The following is a 22,936-nucleotide window of genomic DNA, read 5'->3' as shown; positions in this document are numbered from 1 at the left end:
CACCGACCCGACGGACGACGCGACCCGCGCACCGAGAGCGGGGCTGACAACTGTGGCGGCGTGGGACATGGAACCGTTCCTCCCCTGGACGGATGACTTGCAGGGCCCGTCTGCCCCCGCGATCCGCTCTTACACCCGGTGCCGCCGATCTTCGTTCGGCGGGGGCGCGACCACGTGGTTCACCGTCATCGGGCGCACGTCGAGGCCGTCATCGGGCGGGCACGTCGAGGGTGCTCGCCATCTCGCGCAGGACGCGGTGCTGCCGCACGCCGGTCCAGGTCATCCACCCCAGGAAGCCCGCCGCGAAGACGGCGAAGACCACGGTCTGGAGGCCACCGGCGGTGAACCCGACCAGCACCACGATGGACGTGAACATCAAGGTCAAGGAGATCAACGCCACGCGACGGTGCCGGGTCGCCCGCAGCCGCTCCTGCACCAGCCGCCCCATGGTGGCCCGTTCGTCCGCCGATTCCGGGACCTCGCCGTGGCGCAGACGGTCATCGAGCGACACGTACTCCTCGCTGGAGACTCCCCCGGTCGCCCGGCGCTCGCGGCGGCGCGCCAGGAACAGGACACCCAGTGCCCCCACCGCGCCCACCGCCGCGCGCACGACGGCCTCCAACGGGGACTCCCCGGGGTTGAGCAGCAGGATCACCCCCGCGCCGACCGCGACCACGAGCAACGCCTGGGCCCACAGGTGTGTGGCCAACCACTTGTTCAACGCTCTCACGCGTCTCCCCCAACCCTCTTGCGAGGCAACGGCTTTGGGCGTCGTGTGCCCTGGGCCTGATCGCCCATGCGCGGCGGCTTCGGGGGTTGGGGCCCGTCACTGCTCGCGCATGCCCCACGGGGATCCGTAGGCGGTGAGCAGGTCCAGGAAGGGGCGGGCGGGCAGGGCCTCGGGGCCCAGCACGCCGGCGCCCTTCCAGGCGCCCGTGGCCAGGAGCTCCAGGGCCACGACGGGATTGACGGCGGTCTGCCAGACCACGGCCTGGGAGCCGTACTCGCTCATGGACCACTCGTTGTCGACCACGTGGTACAGGTACACCTCGCGCGGCGCGCCGTTCCTGGTGCCCTTCACCCAGGTGCCGGCGCAGGTCTTGCCGGACATCCGATCCCCGAGGGTCGCCGGGTCGGGCAGGCAGGCGGCGACCACGTCCCGGGGGGAGACGCGGACCGGGCCGTCGGGGCCCGGCACGGTCACCGGTTCGGTGCGGTCGAGGCCGAGCGCGTGGAGGGTCTTGAGCTTGCCGATGAAGTCCTCGCCCAGGCCGTACTTGAAGGTGACCCGCCGGGCCCGGAGCCATCGGGGCATCAGCAGCACCTCCTCGTGCTCGACGTTGACGCACTCGACGGGCCCGATGCCCTCGGGGAAGTCGAAGACCTCGGCCTCGCTGAACGGCTCGGTGGTGAACCAGCCGCGGCCCTCCTCGTACACCACGGGCGGGTTCAGGCATTCCTCGATGGTGGTCCAGATGTTGAAGGAGGGGGCGAACTCGTACCCGTCGACGGTGAGGTTCGCCCCGTCGCGGACGCCGATCTCCTCGATCTCGTCGAAGAGCTCGTCCGCGGCGTGGCGGGCGAAGACGTCCGACAGGCCGGGTTCGACGCCCATGCCGACCAGGGCGAGGCGGTCCGCCGCACGCCACGCGTCGGCCAGCTCGAACTGGGCGTCGCCGAGCCGTACGCCGCACTGCTCGTGGGGGCGTTCCGGGTCCGGGTACGACAGGGACATGGCCATGTCGAGGTAGTACGTGCCGGCGTCGAGGGCCGCCCGGAACAGGGGCATCACGAACCGCGGGTCGGTGGCGTTGAGCAGGACGTCGTAGCCGCCGCGGGAGAGCAACGCGGACACTGCGGCCTCGTCGGAGGCGTCGGCTCGGACGGCGTCGAAGCGGGTCTCGCCGGGGCCGAGCGCGGTGACGGCGGCCTCGGCGCGGGACAGGTCGTGGTCGGCGACGGTGACGTGGGTGAGGAACGTGCGGCGGGCGGCGATCCGGGAGATCGCGGTGCCGACGCCGCCGGCACCCATCAGGAGGACGCGCATGGTCAGACCCTTCGTGCGGAGGGGGACGGGGGTGAGCGGGAAGGCGCCGTGAGGGGCTTCCCTCGGGGGATCAAACCGGCGGCGCCGAGTTAAGGTCAATGGTGTTGGCGTAAGGGAGCCGAGGGTCCGGAGGGGGCGATCGTGGGCAAGCAGGTGGTGCCCGAGGAGGCTCGGCGGCGACGACGTCCGACGCGTACGGGGACGGTGCTGTCGGAGCGGCTGATCGTCGAGACGGCGCTGCGGATGCTGCGCGAGCACGGCAGCGCGGGGCTCAGCGCGCGCCGCTTGGGGGCCGCGCTGGGCGCCGATCCCAGCACCCTGTACCGGTACTTCACGGGAATGGACGAGCTGACCCGGGCCATCGGGGAGGAACTGATCGGCCGGGCGCTGGACGGCTGGGCCGCGGGCGGGGACTGGCGGGCCGATCTGCGCGAGTTGGGGCTGCGGATCCACCGGGCGTATCTGGCGCACCCGCAGGCGGCCGTGCTGACGGCGAGCCGGGTGAGCGGCCGGCCCCGGGAGATCGCCGCGGACGAGGCCGTGCTGGGCGTGCTGCGGACGGCCGGTTTCGCGGATCCGGCGGCCGTACGCATCTATCACGCGTTCATCGACCAGAGCCTGGCCTTCTCCGCACTGGACGCCGGGGCCCTGGCACTGGCCGAGGAGGACAGGTCGGCGGACGAGGCCAGATGGGAGACGACGTACGCGGCCCTGCCCGCGGACCGCTACCCGCACATCGCGGCCACGGCGGGGCTGCTGGCGGCCCGGATGGCGGACAGCGCGTACCCGGTGACGCTGGAGATGCTGCTGGAGAGCGCGGCGGCGCGGCTGGCGGCGGGCGGCCGGTGACGCCGGCTCCCGGCTGCCGAGCGCCGACCGCCATGGCATTGGTTCGATGAAACGCACGCGGCGGCAGACAGCGACGGCCGACCGCACGGAAGATTGGGCCATGACCGTTATCGCGAACATCGACTCGACTCGCCCCGTGACGACGCTGATCAACGTCTTCACGGTCGCCCCCGAGCGCCAGCAGGAGCTGACCGATCTGCTGGCGCGTGCCACCGAGGAGACGATGAAGCACCGGCCGGGCTTCGTCAGTGCCACCTTCCACGCCAGCCAGGACGGGCGCCGTGTGATCAACTACGCCCAGTGGGAGTCCGAGGAGCACTACCGCGCGGTGCTGGCCGACCCCGAGGCCCGCGCCCACATGAGGGAGGCGGCCGCCCTCGCGACCGATATCCAACCGCGACTGTTCCGCGTGACGTCCTCCCACCGCAAGGAGGGGCCGGCTCCTTACGGGAACATCGAGGCATGATCAGCCGATCGCCCGTCGCGTTTTCTACAGAGCTGTAGAAAGGGCCGGCCACCCACACCCGACCCTTTGCCGATCCTTTACGATTGTGGCGGGGCGGGGTGTGCCCCGCCGGACGGGCCCGCTCGCGGATCACCGCGAAGCGTCCCACCGTGCGAAGCCCCGGAAAGCCCGAAGACGCTCGATGAAGCCCGAAGAAGCCCGAAGAAGAAGGAGCAGCAGACCCGCGATGGGTGAACCTCCCAGTCCGAGCCGTGCCACGTCCTGCCCGCGGATCCTCAGCCCGGGAGCGGGGGTGGCACGGTGACCCAGTTCCTGCTGCTGCTCCTCGCGCTCGCGCTGACGCTGGCCTGCGCGGTGTTCGTCGCCGCCGAGTTCTCTCTCACCACGGTCGAGCGCAGTGAGCTCGATCGCGCCGCCGCGGCGGGCGAGCGCGGCGCCGAAAGCGCCTTGAAGGCCGCCAAACGCCTCACCTTCCAGCTCTCCGGCGCCCAGTTGGGCATCACGGTGACCTCGCTGGTCATCGGCATGCTGGCCGAGCCGGCCGTCTCGGCGCTGCTGCGAGGGCCGCTCGAGGCGGTCGGCGTGCCCGCCGGCGCCGTGTCGACCACCGCGACCCTGCTCGGTGTGGCCCTGTCGACGGTGGTGCTGATGGTGGTCGGCGAACTCGTACCGAAGAACTGGGCGATCGCCCGCCCGCTCGCCGTCGCGAAGGTCGTGGCCGGCCCCCAGCGCGCTTTCACCGCGGCTTTCGGCCCGCTCATCCGGCACCTCAACAACACCGCGAACCGCCTCGTGCGGCGCTTCGGCCTGGAGCCCGCCGAGGAGTTGGCCTCCGCCCGCACTCCGGAGGAACTGGTCGCGCTGGTCCAGCACTCCGCCCGGGCGGGCGCGATCGAGGCCGACTCGGCCGAGCTGTTCGTCAAGACCCTGCACCTGGCCGAGTTGAACGCGGAGAACGTGATGACCCCGCGCGTGGACGTCCGGGCCCTGGAAGCCCGCGCGACGGCCACCGACGCCGCGCACCTGACCCTGGCCACCGGCATCTCCCGGTTCCCCGTCTACCGCGACACGCTGGACGAGGTCATCGGCACGCTCCACATCCGTGACGTGTTGGCGTTGGACGAGGACGAGCGGGGCAGGACGCCGGTCACCGACCTGATGACGTCCGCGTTGCTCGTTCCGCACTCCCTGCCGGTCGACACCCTCCTGGGACGGCTGCGCAAGGCCCGCACCATGGCCGTGATCATCGACGAGTACGGCGGCACCGCGGGTGTCGCGACGGTCGAGGACATCGTCGAGGAGGTCGTCGGCGAGGTCCGCGACGAGCACGACCCCGTCGAGGTCCCGGCGCTCGTCGAGGGACCGGGCGAGGACGGCCGACGCACCTGGGAGGTCGACGGCGGCGTCCGTGTCGACGAGCTGGAAGAGATCGGCTTCGACGTCCCCGAGGGCCCCTACGAGACGATCGCCGGCCTCATCGCCTCCGTCTTGGAACGCATCCCCGTCCAGGGGGACACCGTGGGGTTGGACGGCTGGGAGCTGTCCGTCCTCGACATAGACCACCACCGCGCGGACCGGGTCGCGATCGTCGCGCCCGCCGGTTCCGTCGTTGACCAGGAGCAGAGCCGATGACCGCGATCCAGCTGTTGATCGGCGCGTTCACCCTCGTCACGAACGCCTTCTTCGTCGGGGCCGAGTTCGCGTTGATCTCGGTGCGCCGCAGCCAGATCGAACCGGCGGCGCTCAAGGGTGACCGGCGGGCGAAGAGCACCCTGTGGGCGCTCGAACACCTCTCGGCGATGATGGCCACCGCCCAGCTCGGCATCACGGTCTCCTCGCTGGTCCTGGGCGCGGTCGCCGAGCCGGCCATCGCGCACCTGCTGGAACCCCCCTTCGAGGCGATCGGCGTCCCCGAGGGGCTGATCCATCCGATCGCGTTCGTCATCGCGCTGACCCTGGCGACCTACCTGCACATGCTGATCGGCGAGATGGTCCCCAAGAACATCGCGCTCGCCGCGCCCGCGCCGACCGCCCTGCTGTTCGGGCCGCCCCTCGTCGCCCTCACCCGGGCGCTCCGTCCGTTCGTCTTCGGCATCAACGCCTTCGCCAATACGCTGCTGCGGCTGCTGAAGGTCGAGCCGAAGGACGAGATCGCCTCCGTGTTCAACGACGACGAGCTCGCCCGGCTGATCAAGGACTCCAGCGCCGCCGGCCTGATCGACCCCGAGGACGGCGAACGCCTGCGGGACGCCCTCGAACTCGGAAGGCGAGCCGTCGGCGAGGTGATGGTCCCGCTCGGCGACACGGTCACCGTGGGCCACGAGATCACCCCCCGCGGGCTGGAGCGCGTCGCGGCCGAGTACGGCTACTCCCGCCTGCCCGTCACCGGCCCCGGCGGGGCGATCCTCGGCTACCTGCACATCAAGGACGCCCTCGCGGCACACGACCGCGCGGCCCCGTTCCCCCGGGGCGCGCTGCACCCGATCGTCAAGGTCTCCCTCGGGACCCCGATGGACGACGCCATGACCGCCATGCGGGACGCCGGTACCCACCTGGCCGCCGTCGCCGGTGACGAGGGCGAGGTCCTCGGCTTCGTCACCATGGAGGACCTCCTGGAGGAACTCGTCGGCGCGGCCACGCACGAAGGCGACGGCTGACGCGCCCCGCCGGCCGGCGCCCCGGGGCGCCGGCCGCCCCCGCGGTCGGGGCCGCCGCGGTCTTGGCCGGGAGCGGTCTTGGCCGGGAGCGGTCCGGGTCGGGCGCGGGCGCCGCCCGGTGCGGCTCGCCTACAGGTACGGGTCGAAGGGGATGCCCGCCGGCTTGGCCTTCGCGAGATGGGACGAGAAGGAGTCGTCCTTCAGGCCGAAGTGCGCACTGCCGAAGTCGGCCTGGCTCAGCTTGTCCCGCAGCGTCGCCGGGTAGCCCGACCAGCCGACGAGCGCGGGGTACTGCCACGCGCCTCGGTGGTTCTCGGGCGGCTCGTCGTTCGCGTTCGCGGCGCGGAAGCAGTGCGTTCCGACGCCGTCCTTGTGGTAGACGACCTTCGCGTGGGTGCCGTCCCAGCGGATCTGGTCGCGCGCGTGGATGTTGAAGTCGCCGTGTGCGGAGGTGGCGACGTACTTCGCCTCGTTGCCCTGGATCCACACCACGACGTGTTCCCAGTCGTGGCGGTGCCCGCCGAGCCCTATGCCGGGTATGGCCTGGTCCTTCTCGAAGTACAGCGCGTACACCACGGCGCACCAGCCGTTGTTGCAGGTGGCGCGGGAGTAGCCGTTGGTGTTGGCGAGGTCCGAGGAGTCGCGGCAGCTGCCGTTGAGGGCCCCGCTCGGTTTGAGGCCGGCGTTCAGGACTCCGGTCGGCCCGATCGCGGGTGTCGGGTAGCAGCCGTCCGTGTCGTAGTCGTAGGCCGGCTGGAAGGTCAGCTCCATGGCCTCGGCGTTGGCGGGGAGTGCCGGGGGCGGAGCCGCGAAGGCGGTCTGGGCCACGGCGACGACGAGCGCGAGGGCGGTGCCGACGACGACGGATGATCTCCGGATGTGATGACTGGTCCGCACAACAGGCCTCCGGCCGTTCGGTTCGGGGGTGACGCGTGGCTCCCGGCCGTGTCGGTCGGCGCGCCGGGAGCATCATTGGCGAACCTCGACGGCACAGCAAGAGTCCCGACGTCGCCTGTTCACGCATCGTCGTGGTGCTCAACGCGAGTCTCTACAGGCCGAGTTGACGCCAAGTGGAGTGCCTTCACGCTCTCCCGTGCGGGCGGCCGGCGGGGCGGGGACGGCCGACGGCCCGCGGGACGCCCGTCGATGTCGCTGTGACACTCCCCCGAAGGTCACCTCCGCCGACCCGATGATCAAGGCGACGCGCAGGGACGCGCGGGCGGCGCGTGACCGCCGAACGGCGCGCGGTTCCGCTCGAAACAGTGACATGGATCACGAGGCGTCGAGAGATCACGGAACCATTACGTCCACTATCGCCTCGCCGACATATCGAGATTTGTCCGTTGGGGTTCGACATTCCCCTCTCCGCCCGAATGGGCGTCTCGGGGAATGAGACGGAATGCGCCAATCACCAGCCGCGCGAGCATCTCTGATGGATCGTCACTCGTCTCGGGGGTCCTGTCGACCGGCCGCGCAGCACGACTGCCCGCGCATTTCAAGCCCGGTGGGCGGCGGCGGCGTGCGAGTCGACGACGAGACTTGCCAGCCCGTTACGGGGCTTCTAACAATGGCGGCCCGCCCGGCGCTCCAGCAGCTCAGGCGCAGGACGCTTCGCAGAAACCAAGTGAGGTCACGCATGCAGAAGCACCGTAAGAGGACGCACTACAAGAAAATATCCATCGCCGCGGTCACCCTGGGCATCGTGGGCATACCCACCGCCGCCATGGCATGCCTGGACACCCAGGAGTCGGGTGCGGCGACCGCCGCCGGCCGGCACGTGCGCCCCTCCCACAGTGTCCCCACCACCGGTGCCCCCACCCCCGACACGTCGCTCCAGAACCAGGCGGGCAACGCGACCTCCCCGATCGAGACGGTCGAGCCGCCCACGCCGGTCACGACCTCCACGCCGGTCGTCGAGCGTCCGCACAAGGCGAAGCCTTACACCGGCGCGAAGAAGCCCCCCACGGTGACGAAGCCCGTGAGGCCCTCGCAGCCGTCCCCGGCCCGCCCGACGGCCCCCGTCGCCACGACGCAGCCGACCAGCCCGACCGCGCCGTCCTCCGGACCGGCCGCCGAGGTGGTGGCTCTCGTCAACCAGGAGCGCGCCAAGGCCGGGTGCTCGGCACTCACCGTCAATGCGAAGCTGACGACCGCCGCGCTGAACCACAGCAAGGACATGGCCGCGCACTCCAACATGTCGCACACCGGCTCCGACGGCTCGGACCCGGGCGCGCGCATCACCCGCGCCGGCTACAGCTGGATGACCTACGGCGAGAACGTCGCCTACGGCTACAGCACGCCCGAGCAGGTCATGAACGGCTGGATGAACAGCCCCGGGCACCGGCAGAACATCCTCAACTGCGCGTTCAAGGAGATCGGTGTCGGCCTCGCCGAGCCGAACTCGTACTGGACGCAGGACTTCGGCGCCGCGCGCTGACGTCGCCGGCTCACGGTCGCGCGGTCTCGCGGTTTCGCGGTCTCGCGGTCTCGCGGTCTCGCGGTCGGAGGCGGGGGTGGCCCGGTTCGGGTCGCCCCCGCCTCCGGTGCACGCGGTGGGGCGCGGTGCGGGGACGGGGCGGGCCGGTCAGCGGTACGGCGCGGTCCGGTCCGGGGCCTCGGGGCGGTGTGCGATCGGATCACCGGGCTGTTGGAAGTGGATGGCGAAGGGGTGACCCGCGCGGTGGGCTTCGAGGCCGGCCCTGCAGTACGCGACCATCGGTTCCGGCAGGTCGTCCACGCGGTGCCAGGTCATGGCGTCGCACAGCTCGGGCTCCATGACGCGGGGGTCGCCCGTCCAGCGCCGCACCTCGAAGAACGCGCCGATCCGGGCGCCGCCGAACGGGGAGCGGTGGTGCACGGTCACCGCGTGGGACACGTCCGCCCGCTCGATGAGGACGCCTGTTTCCTCGCGTGCTTCCCGGATCACCGCCTCGACGAGGTCCTCGTGGGGGCCGTCCAGGTGTCCGGAGGGCAGGTGCCACATCCCGGCCGCGTACACCGTCCCCGCCCGCCGCGACAACAGGATCTCGGGGCCCCGCTCACCGTCGCGGCGCAGGATGAGGTGGGCGTCGACCGTCAGCCTGTACCGCGCTCCCCCGCTCATCGCACGCCGCCCGGGGCGGCTGTCCTCGCCGGCCGGCGGGCCGAACCGCCCGGGTCCGATCCGACGCCCGCCCACTGCTCCGTGTAGTGGCGGCCCGCCCGGATTCCCTCGATCGCGGCGCGGGTGTACGGCACGATGGGCTCGGGCAGCGCGTCCAGGGGCCACCAGCCCCAGCTGACGCACTTGTCCGGCTCCCGGACCTCCAGGTCCCCTTCCCACGCGTCGGCGCGGAAGACGAGTTGCATGCGCGGGCGCCCGTCGCCGCCCTCGTCCAGGACGTGCACGACGTGGACGAGTTCGAGGTCCTCGGGCCGGATCAGGAGACCGCCCTCCTCCCGGGCCTCGCGCACGATGCAGGCGATCGCCGGCTCGTGCTCGCAGTGGCCGGCCAGGAAGTGGTGGGTCGAGCCGGCGAACGCCGAATCCGGGTGGCGCAGGCCCAGCAGCACCTTGGCGTCCCGCTCCAGGTAGAGGTGCACGCCGATGACGTTGAGGCGGCCCCGGTCCACCGGCGCCCTCCGCCCCTCCGGGGAGCTCGCCGCGCCCCCGGCGGGGGCCACGTCCGGGGTATTGTTCCGCCGCGACTCGGCGGGTTCGGTCCGGCATGGACGCGGTGGAAGCAAGACTCCTCCAAGGTGGACACGCAACCGTTCGACGCTCGAACAACGGACACGGTGGTGCAACCGACACGGTTCCCCGAGGGCGAATCGATCGAACGTCGCCGAACCGCGGGGCGAAACTCCCCTTGCGCCATGCGGGTGAGAAGCGGGGAATACCGACGAAGCGGGGCAGATTCCTCCCGTGGAAGGTCTCCCCGCTGAAGGAGTGTGCCGTGGCCCTGTCCCGTACCGAGCGTGAGCAGTTCCTCGCCGAGCCCCATGTCGCCGCGTTCGCGGTGAGTGCGGGCACGGACGGCGGGCGCGCACCGCTGGCCGTCCCGATCTGGTACCAGTACGCTCCCGGCGGCGACCTCTGGATCATGACCGGCCGGGACTCCCGCAAGGCCGAACTGATCGGGTCGGCGGTCCGGTTCACGCTGATGGTGGACCGTCTGGAGCCGACGATCCGATACGTCTCGGTCGAGGGTCCGGTCATCTCGACGGCGCCGGCGCGGCGGGAACAACTGGTGGAGATGGCCTCGCGGTACCTGCCGGCGGAGAAGGTGGACGGCTACGTGGACTTCGCCTGGAAGGACCACGGTGCGCAGCTCGTGTTCCACATGCGTCCGCAGCGGTGGGTGAGTTCGGACCTCGGGAAGATCTGATCCCGACGCAAGGGCGGGAGACTCCGGGCACGCGTCACGGCCGACCGCGCGATGCGGCCGGCCGTGACGGCGGGCATCCACTCAGGTCCGGTGCACTGACGGGCAGGACCGGGCGGGGTGGTTAGACGGGCGTGCCCGTGAGGGTGGTGAAGCCGGGGGCGCACGCCGTGGGGAGGGTCGAGGGCGTGAACGGCGTGGTGCTGTTGGTGATGCAACGGGCCTGGTGCAGCCTGCCGTTGCTGCCCAGCAGGGTGATGAAGAGGTGGCCGGGGTCCTCCTCGGTGACCGAGACGGCGGTGCCGCGGGTGCACTTCGGCGCGCCGTCGAGGAGACCGAGGTTGATCCAGACTCCGGGGTTGCGGCTGTCGTTGAGGAACGCGTGGCCGTGGCGGTCGGTCGCCGCGCGGAACACCGTCTCGAACAGACCGCTGCTGGAGTAGTCGACCACGGTCGAGCTGACGTCACGGTCCGTCTGGCACTTGCGGCTGTCGGCCGAGGCCGGGGCGCCCTTGGGTTCCGGGCCGTCGGCGACCGCGGACGGCACTGCCAGCGCTCCCAGGAGCATGGCCCCCGATACCGCCGCGACACTGCGTGCAGCCCAAGCGAGCTTCCTCATGTGCTTCCTTCCGGTGAGTGCGAGCCCGCCCCGCGATGACACGAGGGGCAGGCGTTCGTGGACAGGAAGGGTCGACGCCGGGTCCGCGCGTCGCCGCCTCCCGACCCGTGTCGGGAGGCCGAAGTCTCCGTACACGGCGCGGGTCACGGCCCTGTCCGGGAGAGAACCTCGCACGTCCAATCCGCACACACCCGCACACCATTCCGAACCGTCACCCGCAAGGGTGTGCTGTAGCCCCGAATGGAAGGGAGTCGGCAGCGCCACGCCGGCCCCGCCACCCGCCTCCCGCCTCCCGCCTCCCGCAGGGCGTCGGTCACCGCGTCGGCGAGGCCGGCGTGGCCCGCGCGGGCGTACGGGCGACTGCCCGGCCGTGGCGGATCAGCACGGTGACCGTGGCCGCGAGGAAGACGAAACCCGTGCCGGTGAGCCGCGGGGCACGGAGGCGGGCGGTCAGGCCGTCAGGCGCGACCACCGGTCAGTGCGGCGGCCGATCTGCGGACGGTGTCCGGGTCGATCCGCTGGATCTGCACGACCACCCCGTCCGGGCCGGTGACCCGGAGGCTGCGGCCGAAGTTCTCCTCGACGAGCTCGACGAGCTCGTACGGGTGGCCGCGCCGTCGCAGTCGCCGCGCGGCGTCCTCCAGGGGTTCCTCCGTCGTGAAGCCCAGCTCGGTGGTACCGGGCGGGCGGCCCTGCGAGACCGAGACCGCGGCGGCATGGACGCCGACGGCGCCGCCCGCCGCGGTCAGCCGGACCCGGACCTCCGCACCGGGTTCCTCCCGGACGGCCAGACCCGGCCCCGCGGAGAAGTCACGGGACGCCTCGACGTCGGCCACGTACCTGATGGGAAGGACGGTCAACATGGTGTGCCTCTCTGGTTCGGTGGCCGTCAGCGTCCCGCCCGGCGCTCCCGGGCGCGCTGTACGGTCGCCGAGATCAGCGGAATCGGACGCTGGGAGGGCCTTCCATGACGCGATCCGTCACCCTGGACGAGCTGGACCGCCGTCTGATCCACGCCCTTCAGCTCGACGGACGGGCCTCGTTCAGTCGGATCGCCGCGGTGCTGGGGGCGCCCGAGCGGACCGTGGCCCGCCGCTACCGGAGGCTGCGGTCGGAGCTGGTGGTGCGGGTGGTCAGGCTCGTGGACAGTCGTCGGATCGGGATGCTCGACTGGTTCGTCCGCATCGACTGCACCCCGGACGCCGCCAACGCGCTGACCGCCGCCCTCGCTCAGCGCGACGACACCTCGTGGATCGCGCCGCTCGCCGGCGGGACGCGGCTGACCTGCATGGCGCGTACACCGGCGGCGGGCGCCGAGGCCGGGCGTGCCCTCTTCGACCACCTTCTGCGGACCCCCGGAGTCCGGGACGTGGAGGCGGGCTGCGTGCTGCGACCGGTCGCCGGTGTCGGCGGCTGGGCGGGCCGTACGAGCGCCCTGGACGCGGGCGAGCGGGCGGCCCTGCTCGGCGTCCCGTCGGAACCGTCCGACGGCCCCGACGCCCTCGCGGCCTCCGAGACCACGGAGGACCCGGAGGACCCGGCGGACCCGGCGGACCCGGAGGCCGCGCGGGTCGCCGCCGAGGAATCCGACTGGGGCGCCGCGGACGCACGGCTGGCGGGCGAACTGGCCCGGGACGGCCGGGCGGACGTGGCACGGTTGGCCGACGTCACCGGCTGGTCGGCCTCGACGGTGCGCCGCCGACTCGCGGGGCTCCGGGCCACCGGGGTGCTCCACTTCGAGGTGGACGTGGACCCGTCCCGCTTCGGGTACCCGGTGGAGGCCCTGCTGTGGTTGGAGGTGGCACCCTCCGCGCTGGGCGAGGTGACCCGGGCGCTGTCACGGCACGACGCGGTCGCCTTCGCCGCCGTCACGACCGGCCGGGCCTCGGTCTTCGCCATGGTCCAGTGCCGTGACACCGGCGCGTTGTACGACTACTTGGCCGTCGAGTTGGCCGCGCTGCCCGGCATCGGCCGGATGGAGACGGCCCTCGTCCAGCGCCGTGCCAAACGGGCGGGCCCGCTGCTCCTGCCGGTGACGGCGGGCCGCCGCGGCCGGGCGACCGGAACGACGCGGCCGGACCCGGGCCAGGGACATCGACCTGCCGGCCCTGACCGTATGCCCTGACCCGGCGGACCCGACCGGCGGACCCGCCCCGGGTGTCCGGCGGCGGAACGGGCGGTGCGGGCGTGCGGGGCGCTGCCGGTCCGGTGGCCGCTTCGACATCGCGGGGCAGGTCGAGCGCTCCTACCATGGGGAGGAGGCACCGTCGGGGGCTCGGGAAACGCTTGTCGATCGACCCGGACCAGAGGTGAACGACCATGGGCAGGTACCGCCCGTCGCATGTTCGACGATCCCGCCGGGCCGTCGTACCCGCCGTGGCGGCCGCCCTGCTCGCCGCCCTGTGCGCGGGCACCGCCCCTGACCTCGCCGTCGCCTCCGCGCGGCAGGAGCTCGATCCCGCCACCGTGCGGAAACTGGACGCGGCGATCACGAAGATCATGGATGAGGCCGACATACCGGGCCTCAACGTCGGTCTGTGGATCCCCCGGCGCGGCACGTACGAGAAGTCGTTCGGCGTCGCGGACAAACAGAGCGGGACTCCCATGAAGTCCGACCTCTACACGAGGATCGGAAGCATCACGAAGACGTTCACCATCACGGGCCTCCTGCAACTGGTCGACGCGGGCGAGGTCACACTCGACGACCCGATCTCCCGGTACGTCGCCGGTGTCCCCGGTGGCGACATGATCACCCTGCGTCAATTGGCGGGGATGCGCAGCGGCCTCTTCAACTACACCGAGGACAAGGCGTGGTTGGCGCAGTTGCGCGCCGACCCACACCGCGAGTATCCCCCGCGCCGGCTCCTGGACATCGCCTTCAGCCACCGGCCGAACTTCGCACCCGGCACCAAGTGGCAGTACAGCAACACGAACACGGTGTTGCTCGGGATGGTGATCGAGAAGGTCAGCGGGCGGAGCCTGGGCGACTACCTCGAGGAACACATCTTCACGCCGCTGAAGTTGAACGACACCTCGCTGCCCGACGACAGCGCCATCCCCGACCCGCACGCCCACGGGTACACCGACTTCACGCCGAGCGGCGACGTCGCCGACGCCACCAACTGGAATCCCTCGTGGGCCTGGGCCGCCGGTGGGGTCATCTCCGACCTCGACGACCTGCACGCCTGGGCTCCCGCGTTGGCGGACGGCAGACTCCTCACCAAGGAGACGCAGGCCGAACGGCTGAAGACGCGATCCGTCGGTGTTCCCGGAGCCTCGTACGGTCTCGGGATCCTCGATTTCAGCGGATGGCTCGGGCACAACGGGGAGTTGCCCGGCTACGAGTCCATCGCCGCGCAACTGCCCGCCGAGGACGCTTCCCTGGTGGTGCTCGTCAACACCGACATCGACTACGAGGGCAAGAGCCTGTCCTCGTTGATCGGGAACGCGGTCACCTCCATCGTGACGCCCGACCACGTGTGGCCCGTCCCGCCGGCGCAACCGTCGCCGACTCCGAGCACGCCGAGCAACGGCGGCGGGCCCGGCGCGGCCCCGGCGCGGTAGACGCCCGTCGACCACCGCCGGGGGCGGCGCGGGGAGTGGAGGGGGCGTGTGACCATGTCCCTTCGGCACACCAGCACTTCATGGGGGGACCATGCGCACCCGTACCACCGTCGTCTCGACCGGCCTCGCGGCCGCGCTCACGGCGTTGCTCGTCCTGACCGGTTGCACCTCGTCCGGCGGGAGCCCCCGTGAGGGCGCCGGCGGCGCCGCCACTCCCCCTGCGGGGGCGTCCACGGCGCCGGGCGGCGTCGCCGGGTACGAGGGTCCCCGGCCGCAGGACCAGAATCTGCTGGCCTGGACCGGCGACCCCAACGACGCGGGGCACGTGACGGCCCAGTCCGCCGCGGGGGTGGCCGGACGGGTCACCCTGGTACGGATCGTGCTGCGTGAGCGGACGGCCTGGTCCAACATCTGGCTGGGGCTGGCCGGCATCGACCCGAACGCCCGGCTGTCCGACTGCTACCTCGGCGTGTACGACGCCCACGGCGCCCTGCGCGGCTCCACCGCGGACATCTCGCCGCAGCTCATGACCGACGCGATAGCCAAGCCGCTGCCCCTGTCCAAGCCCTTCACCGCCGCCCCGGGCACCTACTTCGTGGCCCTGCTCCTCAACGGGAACTGGGCCACCAACGCACTCACCCTCAAGTCCACGGGCGCCGGCATCTCGGTGAACGCGGGCCTGAACCCGCCGAACCTGCGTTACAGCACCGTGCTGACCGGACAGACCTCGCTCCCGGCGACCTTGAACCTCGCCGAGCAATCCACCGTCACGATCAACACCGGCTGGGCCAGCCAGTGGTACGCCGTCTCCTGAGGCGGCGTATCCACGGCGGTGTCACGTGAGCGTCGGGTCTCCGAGGAGGAGGTCGATCAACTGCCGTGCGGCGGCCGTCGGGTTGGCGGGATGGACGAGCTCCGTGCGGTGGATCAGGCGTGGTGCGCGGATCGGGACGGCGACGACGGCCGCAAGCGCCGTGGCCAACGACAGCGGCAGTACGGCGAGGCCGTGGCCGGCGGCGGCCAGCGCGGCGAGGCCGAGCAAGTCGGTTCCGCGGTGGCGGAGCCGTGAGGGGAAGCCGTCGGCGCGGCACACGGTGCGCAGCCGTTCGAGGGGGACGGCGCTGTCGGGGGCGTCGATCCACCGGGCCTGGGTGAGGTCGGGCAGCCGCAGGGATCCGCGTTCGGCCAGCGGGTGGTCGACGGGAAGGATCACCGCGAGGGGCTCCTCGGCGGCGGCCACGGTGGCGGTGGGGCCGAGGTCCGGCAGGGGCAGGGGGTCGCTGGGGGCACTCGCGCCGTCGATCAGGCCGAGGTCGGCCCGTGCGGTGAGTACGTCCTCGATGACCGCCTCCCGACTCAGGACGCGTACCTCCACGTCCACGCGCGTGCCGGCCCGCAGTCGGGCGAGGGCCTGGGCGACCGTCGTACCGAGGGACGCGGGTGAGCAGGCGAGGGCCAGCCGGGTGGTGGGGGCCTGGTTCAGGCGGGCCAAGTCGGCGCGGGCGGCGTCGAGGCGCAGCAGCAGGGCGGGGACGTGTTCCATCAGCCGGGCACCGGCCGGTGTGGGGGCCACGGGCCGGCGTTCCACCAGCCTGGTGCCCAGGTCGGTTTCGAGTGCGGCGATGTGCTGGGACACCGCGGACTGGGTGTAGCCGAGGGCCGAGGCGGCGGTGGAGAAGGAGCGGTGGTCGAGGACCGCGACGAAGGTGCGCAGCAGATGCGGATCCATGGGCATCAGTATCACTGATGGGCGGACCGCACATCATCGTTGGACCTGATGACCGGTCGTTCAGCAGGATGGGTCCATGAACCCCACCGCACGCGTCGCCCTCGTCGGCGACCGTTCCGATTCCGTCCATTCCCACGTGCGCGTCCCCGGCCTGATCGAGGCGCTGCGCCTGCGGGACGGGCTGGACCTTGACGCCTACTGGATCCCCACCGAGGAGGCCGGGCTGGGGGTGGACGGCTTCGACGCGGTCTGGGTCCTGCCCGGCAGCCCGTACCGCAGCGAGAGCGGTGTCCTGGCGGCGATCCGGACGGCACGTGTGCGCGGCATACCCTTCCTGGGAACCTGCGGGGGTTTCCAGCACGCCCTGTTGGAGTTCGCCCGCGACGTCTGCGGACTGGAGCGTGCGCGTCACGCCGAGAACGATCCGACGGCCGCCCCCGAGGACTCCGTGGTCGTCCCCCTGGCCTGTTCGCTGGTCGGTCACGAGGGGACCGTACGGGTCGCCCCGGACTCGCGCGCGGCCCAACTGTTGGGGGCCGCCCGGACCCGGGCGCGCTACCAGTGCGCCTACGGGCCCAATCCGTACCACCTCGAACTCCTGCGGGCACACGGGCTCACCTTCCCCGGCACCGACGAATCCGGCGAGATCCGGATCGCCGAACTGTCCACCCACCCGTTCTTCCTGGCCACCCTCTTCCAGCCCGAACTCGACGGGGACGGCACCCGAGCCCACCCGCTGATCGGCGGATTCGCGGCGGCCGCCGTCGATCACGCACGGGCCCGCGCACGGACCCACACCCGCTGACGACACGTCCGGCCACGCACGGCCGGCGCGTGCGCGAGGGGCTGTTCTCCCGGCCGGGCTCCGCCCTGCCGGTGGAAACAGCCCCGACGCACCACACGCGTGGATCCGATCAGACGGTCGTCGCCGCCACTGCCTTGTCGGCGGTCGCCGCCGGGGCCTCGGCGGCCACGGCCTCGGGCCGGGTGGCCGTGTAGTAGACCGTGGAACCCTGCTTGGCGCGCTCCGCCAGGCTGCGGGCGACCAGGCGCTCGGTGCTCGTGCGCACCAGGTTGTCGTTGAGGCTGCGGTCCGGGTGCGCGACCGACAGGGCCTGGGCGATCTCGCCGGCGGTCTTCGGCTCCTTCAGACCGCACAGGTGCTGGTGGATGAGTTCCGTCAGCGGGACCTGGTTCTTGTCCGACGGGGCCGCCTTCTTGGCCACGGGCTTCTTCGCGGCGGCCGGCTTCGCCTCCGTCGACTTCGGCGCGGTGTCCTTCGTCGCCGTGGACTTGGTCGCGGTGGCCTTCGTCGCGGTGGACTTGGCCGCCGTGGACTTGGCCGCCTTCGGCGCGGACGACGTCTTCGTCGGCGTCGCCTCCTTCGCGGACCCGGTGGCCGAGGTCTTCGCTCCCGTCTGCTTCCGCGCGGACGTCGAGGACGTCGTGGACGCCGTGGACGCCGTGGACGCCGCGGCCGTCGCGGGCTTCTTGCCGGTGCGCGGTCCGGGCACCGCGAGCGCGTTGCCGAGGGCGGCACGCATCCCGACGAGGAGTTCGTGGTCCTGCTCCAGACCGGCCAGACGTTCCTGGAGAGAGGTGATCTCCCCGCGAATGCGGTCCTGTTCGGCGGTGTTCAAATCAAGGTCGGCGGTGACCTTGTCGGCGTACTGGGACTTGAGGGTGGGAATCTCCTGCGTGGGCATGAGGGCTCCTCGATCGATGTGTGTGGTGCGGACTCTACCCACGCTGCCTGTGAAGTGCGTTGGTGTGGGCAATTCCCGTGACCTGGGACCGGTTGCCTGCTAGCGGTCCTCGAACACCTTGGCCTGTCGTCCCGTTCGACTGAGGGGACATCGCGCAGGACCGTGCCACTCATCGTCGCGCCGTCGCGGGGAGTCCCGCCGTGCACCCGCGTGCGCAGCCAACTCGTCCTGTTCGCCCTTGTGTTGGCCGCGCTCATCACCCTGGCACCGTGGGTGCCTTCGAACCGGCGGCGCGAGCGTGGTGGTCGGCGAACAGGACACGGCCGCGGGTCAGCGGGGAACGGTGACCACGATCTTGCCGATCTGGGCGTTCGACTCCAGGTACCGGTGGGCCTCGACGATCTCGTCCAGTTCGAACGTCCGGTCCACCACGGGTCGGAAGGCTCCCGTGCGCAGACCCGAGGCCACGAAGGCCTCCGCCCGCCGCAGTCGCTCGGGCCGGGAGGTCGTCTCCAGCATGGTGTACGTCCGCATGTTCAGCGCGGGCATGCCCAGCTCGAGGCCCGGGTACGGGGTCGGCCGGCCACTCAGGGCGCCGTACACCAGGAGCATGCCGTCGGCCGCGACCACCTTCCCCAGTTCCAGCACGCCCGGGCCGGCGACGGCGTCGAAGACGTACTCGGCGCCCCGGCCGTCGGTCGTCGCGAGCACTCGCTCGGCCACGTCCTCCTCATCGGTGACGATCACCTCCGCGGCGCCCTGTTCGAGCAAAGCGGCCTTCTTGGCGGCGGTGCGGGTGAGGGCGATCGGTGTGGCGCCGATGCGTTCGGCGACCTGGATGGCGGCGAGGCCCACACTGCTGGACGCCGCGTTCAGCACGACCGTGTCGCCGGGCCGCATCCCGCCAACCTCCACGAGCGCTCCGTAGGCCGTCACGTAGGGCATCCACACCGCGGCGCCCTCGACCGCTCCGAGGCCCTCGGGGCGGCGCAACACCGCCGCGGCGGGCACGATCGCCCGTTCCGCGTAGACCCCGTGGTCGTTCTGGGAGAAGCCGGGAACGGTGCTCACCGGCTGTCCGGGCCGTAAGCCGGTGACGCCTTCGCCGATCGCCTCGACGACTCCGGCGGCCTCGGTACCCAGGCGCGCGGGGAAGCGCTTCACCGGCTCGATGTACAGGCCGCTCCGAAACAGTGCCTCCGCCCGGTTCAGGCCGATGGCGTCCACCCGGATCCGCACCTCGCCCGGTCCCGGTTCGCCGACCTCGGTGTCCTCCAGTTTCAACACCTCGGGCCCGCCGAGTTCGTGGAACAGCACGGTCCTGGTCATCGATTCGTCCTTTCACCTGGGGGCAGGGGTGCCTCACCCCATCCCAAAGTGCGATGACTGTCAAACTTTTATGGCCGTCGTACGATGGGGGCATGGACACCGACCGCGTCCCGCCCCACCCCGACCTGCGGACGATCACCCTTCAGCAGGTGCTCGAGGCGCTCGTCGAACCCGTGCGGCGGAGCATCCTCACCCAATTGCGTGACTCCCGCACCGACATCAAGTGCGGGGGGTTCGACCTTCCCGTGAGCAAGTCCACGGCCACGCACCACTTCCGGATCCTGCGCGAGGCGGGCCTCATCCGGCAGTACTACGCCGGCACCTCACGGATGAACGCCCTGAGGCGGGCCGAGACGGACGAGGCCTTCCCCGGCCTCCTCGACGCGATCGTGGCCGCCGAGCGCCGCTCCGCGCCGGCGTAGGGGGCCCCGGGCAACGGAGAGGCCCCAGGCGCCCCTCGCCGCCGGTCCCCCACCGTCGCGGGCGGGGGTCAGAGGAAGCGGCGGATGGGCTGTACGGCGCTCTCGCGCAAGCGCTGCCGCACCGAGCGCCGCTTCCACCGGCCGGCCCGGATCCGGTCGCTGACGTCCAGGTCCTGGTCGTAGTGGGCGTCGAGCACGTCCGTGAACTCGGTGTCCATCACCGCGAGCATGACCTCCTCGTCGTGGTCGAGGGAGCGGCGGTTGAAGTTGGTCGAGCCCACCAGGGAGACGACGCCGTCCATCGTCATGACCTTGGCGTGCATCATCGTCGGTCGGTACTGGAAGATCTCCACGCCCGCGTCGGTCAGGGCCTCGTAGTGGTGCTGGCCCGCCAACTGGCACACCCGCTTGTCCGTGTGGGACCCGGGCAGCAGGATCTGGACCGCTACGCCCCTGCGCGCCGTCGCACACAGCAGCTCCACGAAGTAGGTGTCGGGGGCGAAGTAGGCGGTGGCCAGGCGCACCCGTTCCTCCGCCGACTCCAGGACGACGCGCATCAACGTCTGCATGTCCTGCCAACCGAAGCTGGCCGAGCCGCGGACCACCTGGACGATGGCCCCACCGGCGGGCTTGTGGTCCACGAAGCGGTCGCGGTCGTCGAAGAGGGCGTCGTGGCACTCCGCCCAGTTCTGGGCGAAGGCGGCCGCGATCCCGTCGACGGCCGGCCCGCGGAGTTCCACGTGGGTGTCGCGCCACTCCTTGGGATTGCGCGCGTCGCCGCACCACTCCTCGGCGATGCCGACTCCCCCGGTGAACGCCACCTCCTCGTCCACCACCAGCACCTTGCGGTGGCAGCGGTGGTTCTGCTTCAGCGGTGAGAGGTAGAGCGGCTTGCGGAACCAGGCGACTTCGACGCCGGCGTCGCTCATCTGCTCCAGCAGCTCGCCCTCTATGAGGCGGCTGCCGAAGCCGTCCAGCAACAGACGCACCCGCACGCCCGCGCGGGCCCGGCCGGCGAGCGCCTCGGCGAAGCGGCGCGCGATGTCGCCCTTCCAGTAGACGAACGTCATCATGTCCACCGTGTGGCGGGCCGAGTCGACCCGATCCAGCATCGCCGTGAAGATCTCGTCGCCGTTGCGCAGGGGGAGCACACTGTTCCCCTCGGTCGCGGCCACGCCGATCAGTCGCTCCAGGCGCCTGCGGATGCGACGGATCCGCCGGTCGGCGAGGGAGCCGGGGTCCGCCACGTCCGGGCTCGCCGCGGTCGGGCCGCCGGGGTGCCGCACCAGGTCTCGATCCGTCATGTTCATGCTCCTCAAAGTCGCCCCAGTATGGCGGCTCACGACCTCGGCGTCGGCACCAGGTCCGAGGGACCCCGGCACGGTGATCGCGGCGGGGCGGCGCTTGAAGCGTGGCGGGCGGGGCACATGCCACCAACGATCTTGACTCCGACCTGGGGGCGCGCGCCGATGACCATACCCGTCCGACCCGAGAGCACCGGCAGACCTCGGTACCGGTTCAGCACGCGGTCCACCGCCCGCTGGTTCGTCATCGCCGCCCTGACGGTCTGCGGCGCGGGCCTCACCCTGCGGGTGCTGGCCGACGCCGCCCGGGAGCACCCCTTGGCGGCCGTTCTGGTCGTCCTCGCCTGCGGGATGACGGCCGGGTGCTCGACCCCCGCGCGGCGCCGTCTGCGGATCCGCAGGACGGCGCGGCGCACCGCGCGCACTCTGCGGCGCGCCGCCGCCACCGCCGTGGAGACGGCCGAGACGGCGGAGGTCGAAGCGGCGGAGGCGGCCGCGGAGGTCGCGGCGGTGGAAGCGCAAACGGCGGCGATGGAAGCCCGGGTGTACGAGGTCCGGGCCGTCGACTACGGCCTGCTGGACGCCTACGAGTTCGAGCAGGCCGTCGCCGGCCTCTGCGAGCGGGACGGGTGTCGCGACGTCGAGGTCGTCGGAGGCGCCGGTGACCTGGGGGCCGATGTCCTCGCCACCACCCCCGACGGCCGCCGCGTGGTCATCCAGTGCAAGCGCTACGGCCCCACCAACAAGGTCGGTTCCCAGGACATGCAGCGCTTCGGCGGAACCTGCTTCGCCGTGCACGAGGCCCAGGTCGCGGCCGTCGTGACCACGAGCGAGTACACCCAGCCCGCCGTCGAGTACGCCGAGCAGTGCGGGATCCTCTGCTTCGACCGGCAGGCGCTCGACGACTGGTCGGCCGGCGCGGGTCCGGCGCCGTGGGACACGGCGTACGGCGTCGCCGGCCCCGCCGTCGGGGCCTGACCCTCTCCCGGTACGGCCGTCGGCCCCGCCCGGATCGTCCGGGCGGGCCGACGCGCGTCACCCCGCGCCGCCCGGTCACCTGCGTCGTACGTCGACGGGCGGTTCGGGGTCGGCCCCCACGATCTCGGGTTCCAGGCCCTCGGCGGGCGTGGTGCGCTCTCGACCGACGTCGGAGCGCCAGGCCTCGAAGGCCAGGGTGGTCGCCGTGACCACGACCAGGCCCAGCAGCCAGCCCCCCAGTACGTCACTCACCCAGTGCACGCCGAGCGCGACCCGCGTGTAGCCGACGCCCAGCACCGTGAGGGCGGCCGCCAGCCACGGCAACGGCCGCCATCGGCGGGGCACCAGCGGGAGCAGGGCCAGCAGCAGCACCGCGCAGGAGGTCATGGCCGTCATGGCGTGTCCGGAGGGGAAGGAGAAGCCGGGCGCGTCGGCGACGGGATCGGGCAGGTGGGGGCGAGCGCGTTCGACGACGTTCTTGGTGAGCAGGCCCAACAGGCCGCTCGCGATCGCGGTGACGGCGGCCCACACCGCCAGCCGCCGGGCGCCCCGCAGCAGGAGCCACACCACCAGGACGGCCACCAGCAGGCGCATCGTCAGCGGCCCCCACACGACGTTGGTGAGGAAGTCGAGCGCCCGCACCCATCCGGGGCGGCCGAGCGCGGAGTGGTGGAGCCGCGCGGCCGTCTCCTGGTCCAGGCGGTACAGCGGCGCCCACCCGGACTCGACGAGGACCAGGGCGAGGGCGAAGGGCACGGCCACCACGGTGGTCACGACCACCGTCGCCACCAGCCGCACGCCGAATCTCGTGTCGGGTCCGAAGTGTCGGGAGGTGAGTCCCTTCAGGAGTCGCCGCGGCCGGGCGGAGCGCTGAACCATCGTCGGGGTGTTCCTTTCCGTGC

Annotated in this window: 24 protein-coding genes; 12 read left to right on the top strand and 12 right to left on the bottom strand. The window is 71.9% G+C overall.

The genetic code is table 11. The features are described 5' to 3' along the window. Nucleotides 1-208: 208 nt before the first annotated feature. On the bottom strand, nucleotides 209-730 hold the full coding sequence (locus ACIRO3_RS36310) for a hypothetical protein (protein ID WP_404143964.1): 522 nt from the start codon (nucleotides 728-730) through the stop codon (nucleotides 209-211). Nucleotides 731-826: 96 nt separating this feature from the next. Then, nucleotides 827-2,047: a saccharopine dehydrogenase family protein gene (locus ACIRO3_RS36305; RefSeq protein WP_404143961.1), complete on the bottom strand. Its 1,221-nt coding sequence runs from the start codon at nucleotides 2,045-2,047 to the stop codon at nucleotides 827-829. A 141-nt stretch (nucleotides 2,048-2,188) separates the two neighbouring features. Between ACIRO3_RS36305 and ACIRO3_RS36300 the strand changes: the two genes are divergently transcribed. From ACIRO3_RS36300 to ACIRO3_RS36285, 4 genes are all read left to right on the top strand, one after another. After that, nucleotides 2,189-2,896 carry a TetR/AcrR family transcriptional regulator gene (locus ACIRO3_RS36300; RefSeq protein WP_404143959.1) on the top strand — a complete coding sequence of 236 codons (708 nt, stop codon included), beginning with the start codon at nucleotides 2,189-2,191 and terminating at the stop codon, nucleotides 2,894-2,896. 100 nt (nucleotides 2,897-2,996) lie between these two features. After that, entirely contained in the window at nucleotides 2,997-3,362 is a 366-nt protein-coding gene (locus ACIRO3_RS36295; protein WP_404143957.1) for an antibiotic biosynthesis monooxygenase family protein, read from the top strand. Nucleotides 3,363-3,662: 300 nt separating this feature from the next. Further along, nucleotides 3,663-4,994 carry a hemolysin family protein gene (locus tag ACIRO3_RS36290; RefSeq protein WP_404143955.1) on the top strand — a complete coding sequence of 444 codons (1,332 nt, stop codon included), beginning with the start codon at nucleotides 3,663-3,665 and terminating at the stop codon, nucleotides 4,992-4,994. Next, a complete protein-coding gene (locus ACIRO3_RS36285; protein ID WP_404143953.1) occupies nucleotides 4,991-6,019 on the top strand; it encodes a hemolysin family protein in 1,029 nt (342 codons plus the stop codon). The genes ACIRO3_RS36290 and ACIRO3_RS36285 overlap by 4 nt, the downstream gene beginning before the upstream one ends. Before the next feature lie 129 nt (nucleotides 6,020-6,148). On the opposite strand, the gene ACIRO3_RS36280 is transcribed toward ACIRO3_RS36285, so the two are convergent. After that, the gene (locus ACIRO3_RS36280) at nucleotides 6,149-6,916 is read right to left on the bottom strand and encodes an NPP1 family protein (protein ID WP_404143951.1); all 768 of its coding nucleotides are present in this window, start codon (nucleotides 6,914-6,916) and stop codon (nucleotides 6,149-6,151) included. Between the two features lie 739 nt (nucleotides 6,917-7,655). On the opposite strand from ACIRO3_RS36280, the gene ACIRO3_RS36275 reads away from it, so the two are divergent. Next, entirely contained in the window at nucleotides 7,656-8,456 is an 801-nt protein-coding gene (locus tag ACIRO3_RS36275) for a CAP domain-containing protein (protein ID WP_404143949.1), read from the top strand. A gap of 147 nt (nucleotides 8,457-8,603) precedes the next feature. Here the strand turns inward: ACIRO3_RS36275 and ACIRO3_RS36270 are convergent, their stop codons facing one another. Together ACIRO3_RS36270 and ACIRO3_RS36265 are read right to left on the bottom strand one after the other, a co-directional pair. After that, nucleotides 8,604-9,122, bottom strand: coding sequence for an NUDIX domain-containing protein (locus tag ACIRO3_RS36270; RefSeq protein WP_404143947.1), 519 nt, complete (start codon nucleotides 9,120-9,122; stop codon nucleotides 8,604-8,606). Continuing rightward, a complete protein-coding gene (locus ACIRO3_RS36265; RefSeq protein ID WP_404143945.1) occupies nucleotides 9,119-9,631 on the bottom strand; it encodes an NUDIX domain-containing protein in 513 nt (170 codons plus the stop codon). The genes ACIRO3_RS36270 and ACIRO3_RS36265 overlap by 4 nt, the downstream gene beginning before the upstream one ends. Before the next feature lie 323 nt (nucleotides 9,632-9,954). Here ACIRO3_RS36265 and ACIRO3_RS36260 point away from each other — a divergent pair, with 323 nt between their 5' ends. Then, nucleotides 9,955-10,386, top strand: coding sequence for a pyridoxamine 5'-phosphate oxidase family protein (locus tag ACIRO3_RS36260; RefSeq protein ID WP_404143944.1), 432 nt, complete (start codon nucleotides 9,955-9,957; stop codon nucleotides 10,384-10,386). Nucleotides 10,387-10,507: 121 nt separating this feature from the next. Here ACIRO3_RS36260 and ACIRO3_RS36255 read toward each other — a convergent pair whose 3' ends face one another. Further along, complete coding sequence (locus tag ACIRO3_RS36255) at nucleotides 10,508-11,002, bottom strand: hypothetical protein (protein WP_366148080.1); 495 nt, start codon at nucleotides 11,000-11,002, stop codon at nucleotides 10,508-10,510. Between the two features lie 458 nt (nucleotides 11,003-11,460). Next, nucleotides 11,461-11,865: a VOC family protein gene (locus ACIRO3_RS36250; RefSeq protein WP_404143942.1), complete on the bottom strand. Its 405-nt coding sequence runs from the start codon at nucleotides 11,863-11,865 to the stop codon at nucleotides 11,461-11,463. 104 nt (nucleotides 11,866-11,969) lie between these two features. On the opposite strand from ACIRO3_RS36250, the gene ACIRO3_RS36245 reads away from it, so the two are divergent. The 3 genes from ACIRO3_RS36245 to ACIRO3_RS36235 all read left to right on the top strand — a co-directional run bounded on the left by ACIRO3_RS36245 (nucleotide 11,970) and on the right by ACIRO3_RS36235 (nucleotide 15,380). Beyond that, entirely contained in the window at nucleotides 11,970-13,127 is a 1,158-nt protein-coding gene (locus tag ACIRO3_RS36245) for an Lrp/AsnC family transcriptional regulator (protein WP_404143941.1), read from the top strand. Nucleotides 13,128-13,321: 194 nt separating this feature from the next. Then, nucleotides 13,322-14,566 (top strand): serine hydrolase domain-containing protein, encoded by a 1,245-nt coding sequence (locus tag ACIRO3_RS36240; protein WP_404143940.1) that lies wholly within the window; start codon nucleotides 13,322-13,324, stop codon nucleotides 14,564-14,566. A 91-nt stretch (nucleotides 14,567-14,657) separates the two neighbouring features. Then, nucleotides 14,658-15,380, top strand: a complete 723-nt coding sequence (locus ACIRO3_RS36235) for a hypothetical protein (protein ID WP_404143939.1) — start codon at nucleotides 14,658-14,660, stop codon at nucleotides 15,378-15,380. A 21-nt stretch (nucleotides 15,381-15,401) separates the two neighbouring features. On the opposite strand, the gene ACIRO3_RS36230 is transcribed toward ACIRO3_RS36235, so the two are convergent. Then, nucleotides 15,402-16,295, bottom strand: coding sequence for a LysR substrate-binding domain-containing protein (locus tag ACIRO3_RS36230; protein ID WP_404143938.1), 894 nt, complete (start codon nucleotides 16,293-16,295; stop codon nucleotides 15,402-15,404). Nucleotides 16,296-16,371: 76 nt separating this feature from the next. On the opposite strand from ACIRO3_RS36230, the gene ACIRO3_RS36225 reads away from it, so the two are divergent. Further along, a complete protein-coding gene (locus ACIRO3_RS36225; RefSeq protein WP_366001248.1) occupies nucleotides 16,372-17,100 on the top strand; it encodes a glutamine amidotransferase-related protein in 729 nt (242 codons plus the stop codon). A gap of 109 nt (nucleotides 17,101-17,209) precedes the next feature. On the opposite strand, the gene ACIRO3_RS36220 is transcribed toward ACIRO3_RS36225, so the two are convergent. Together ACIRO3_RS36220 and ACIRO3_RS36215 are read right to left on the bottom strand one after the other, a co-directional pair. Further along, nucleotides 17,210-18,001: a hypothetical protein gene (locus tag ACIRO3_RS36220; RefSeq protein ID WP_404143936.1), complete on the bottom strand. Its 792-nt coding sequence runs from the start codon at nucleotides 17,999-18,001 to the stop codon at nucleotides 17,210-17,212. A gap of 330 nt (nucleotides 18,002-18,331) precedes the next feature. After that, a complete protein-coding gene (locus tag ACIRO3_RS36215) occupies nucleotides 18,332-19,330 on the bottom strand; it encodes a zinc-dependent alcohol dehydrogenase family protein (protein WP_404143934.1) in 999 nt (332 codons plus the stop codon). Between the two features lie 92 nt (nucleotides 19,331-19,422). On the opposite strand from ACIRO3_RS36215, the gene ACIRO3_RS36210 reads away from it, so the two are divergent. Then, nucleotides 19,423-19,752 carry a helix-turn-helix transcriptional regulator gene (locus ACIRO3_RS36210; RefSeq protein ID WP_361785261.1) on the top strand — a complete coding sequence of 110 codons (330 nt, stop codon included), beginning with the start codon at nucleotides 19,423-19,425 and terminating at the stop codon, nucleotides 19,750-19,752. Between the two features lie 68 nt (nucleotides 19,753-19,820). On the opposite strand, the gene ACIRO3_RS36205 is transcribed toward ACIRO3_RS36210, so the two are convergent. After that, nucleotides 19,821-21,056, bottom strand: a complete 1,236-nt coding sequence (locus tag ACIRO3_RS36205) for a phospholipase D-like domain-containing protein (RefSeq protein ID WP_366148069.1) — start codon at nucleotides 21,054-21,056, stop codon at nucleotides 19,821-19,823. A 165-nt stretch (nucleotides 21,057-21,221) separates the two neighbouring features. On the opposite strand from ACIRO3_RS36205, the gene ACIRO3_RS36200 reads away from it, so the two are divergent. After that, nucleotides 21,222-22,034, top strand: coding sequence for a restriction endonuclease (locus ACIRO3_RS36200; RefSeq protein WP_404143932.1), 813 nt, complete (start codon nucleotides 21,222-21,224; stop codon nucleotides 22,032-22,034). Between the two features lie 75 nt (nucleotides 22,035-22,109). On the opposite strand, the gene ACIRO3_RS36195 is transcribed toward ACIRO3_RS36200, so the two are convergent. Next, on the bottom strand, nucleotides 22,110-22,913 hold the full coding sequence (locus tag ACIRO3_RS36195; RefSeq protein ID WP_404143931.1) for a phosphatase PAP2 family protein: 804 nt from the start codon (nucleotides 22,911-22,913) through the stop codon (nucleotides 22,110-22,112). Nucleotides 22,914-22,936: the final 23 nt, after the last annotated feature.

It is taken from the genome of Streptomyces sp. NPDC102278 (assembly GCF_044766345.1).
Taxonomy (GTDB): Bacteria; Actinomycetota; Actinomycetes; order Streptomycetales; family Streptomycetaceae; genus Streptomyces.
Note: the sequence above shows the minus strand (reverse complement) of the source record. Positions and strands in the feature narration are given on the sequence as shown.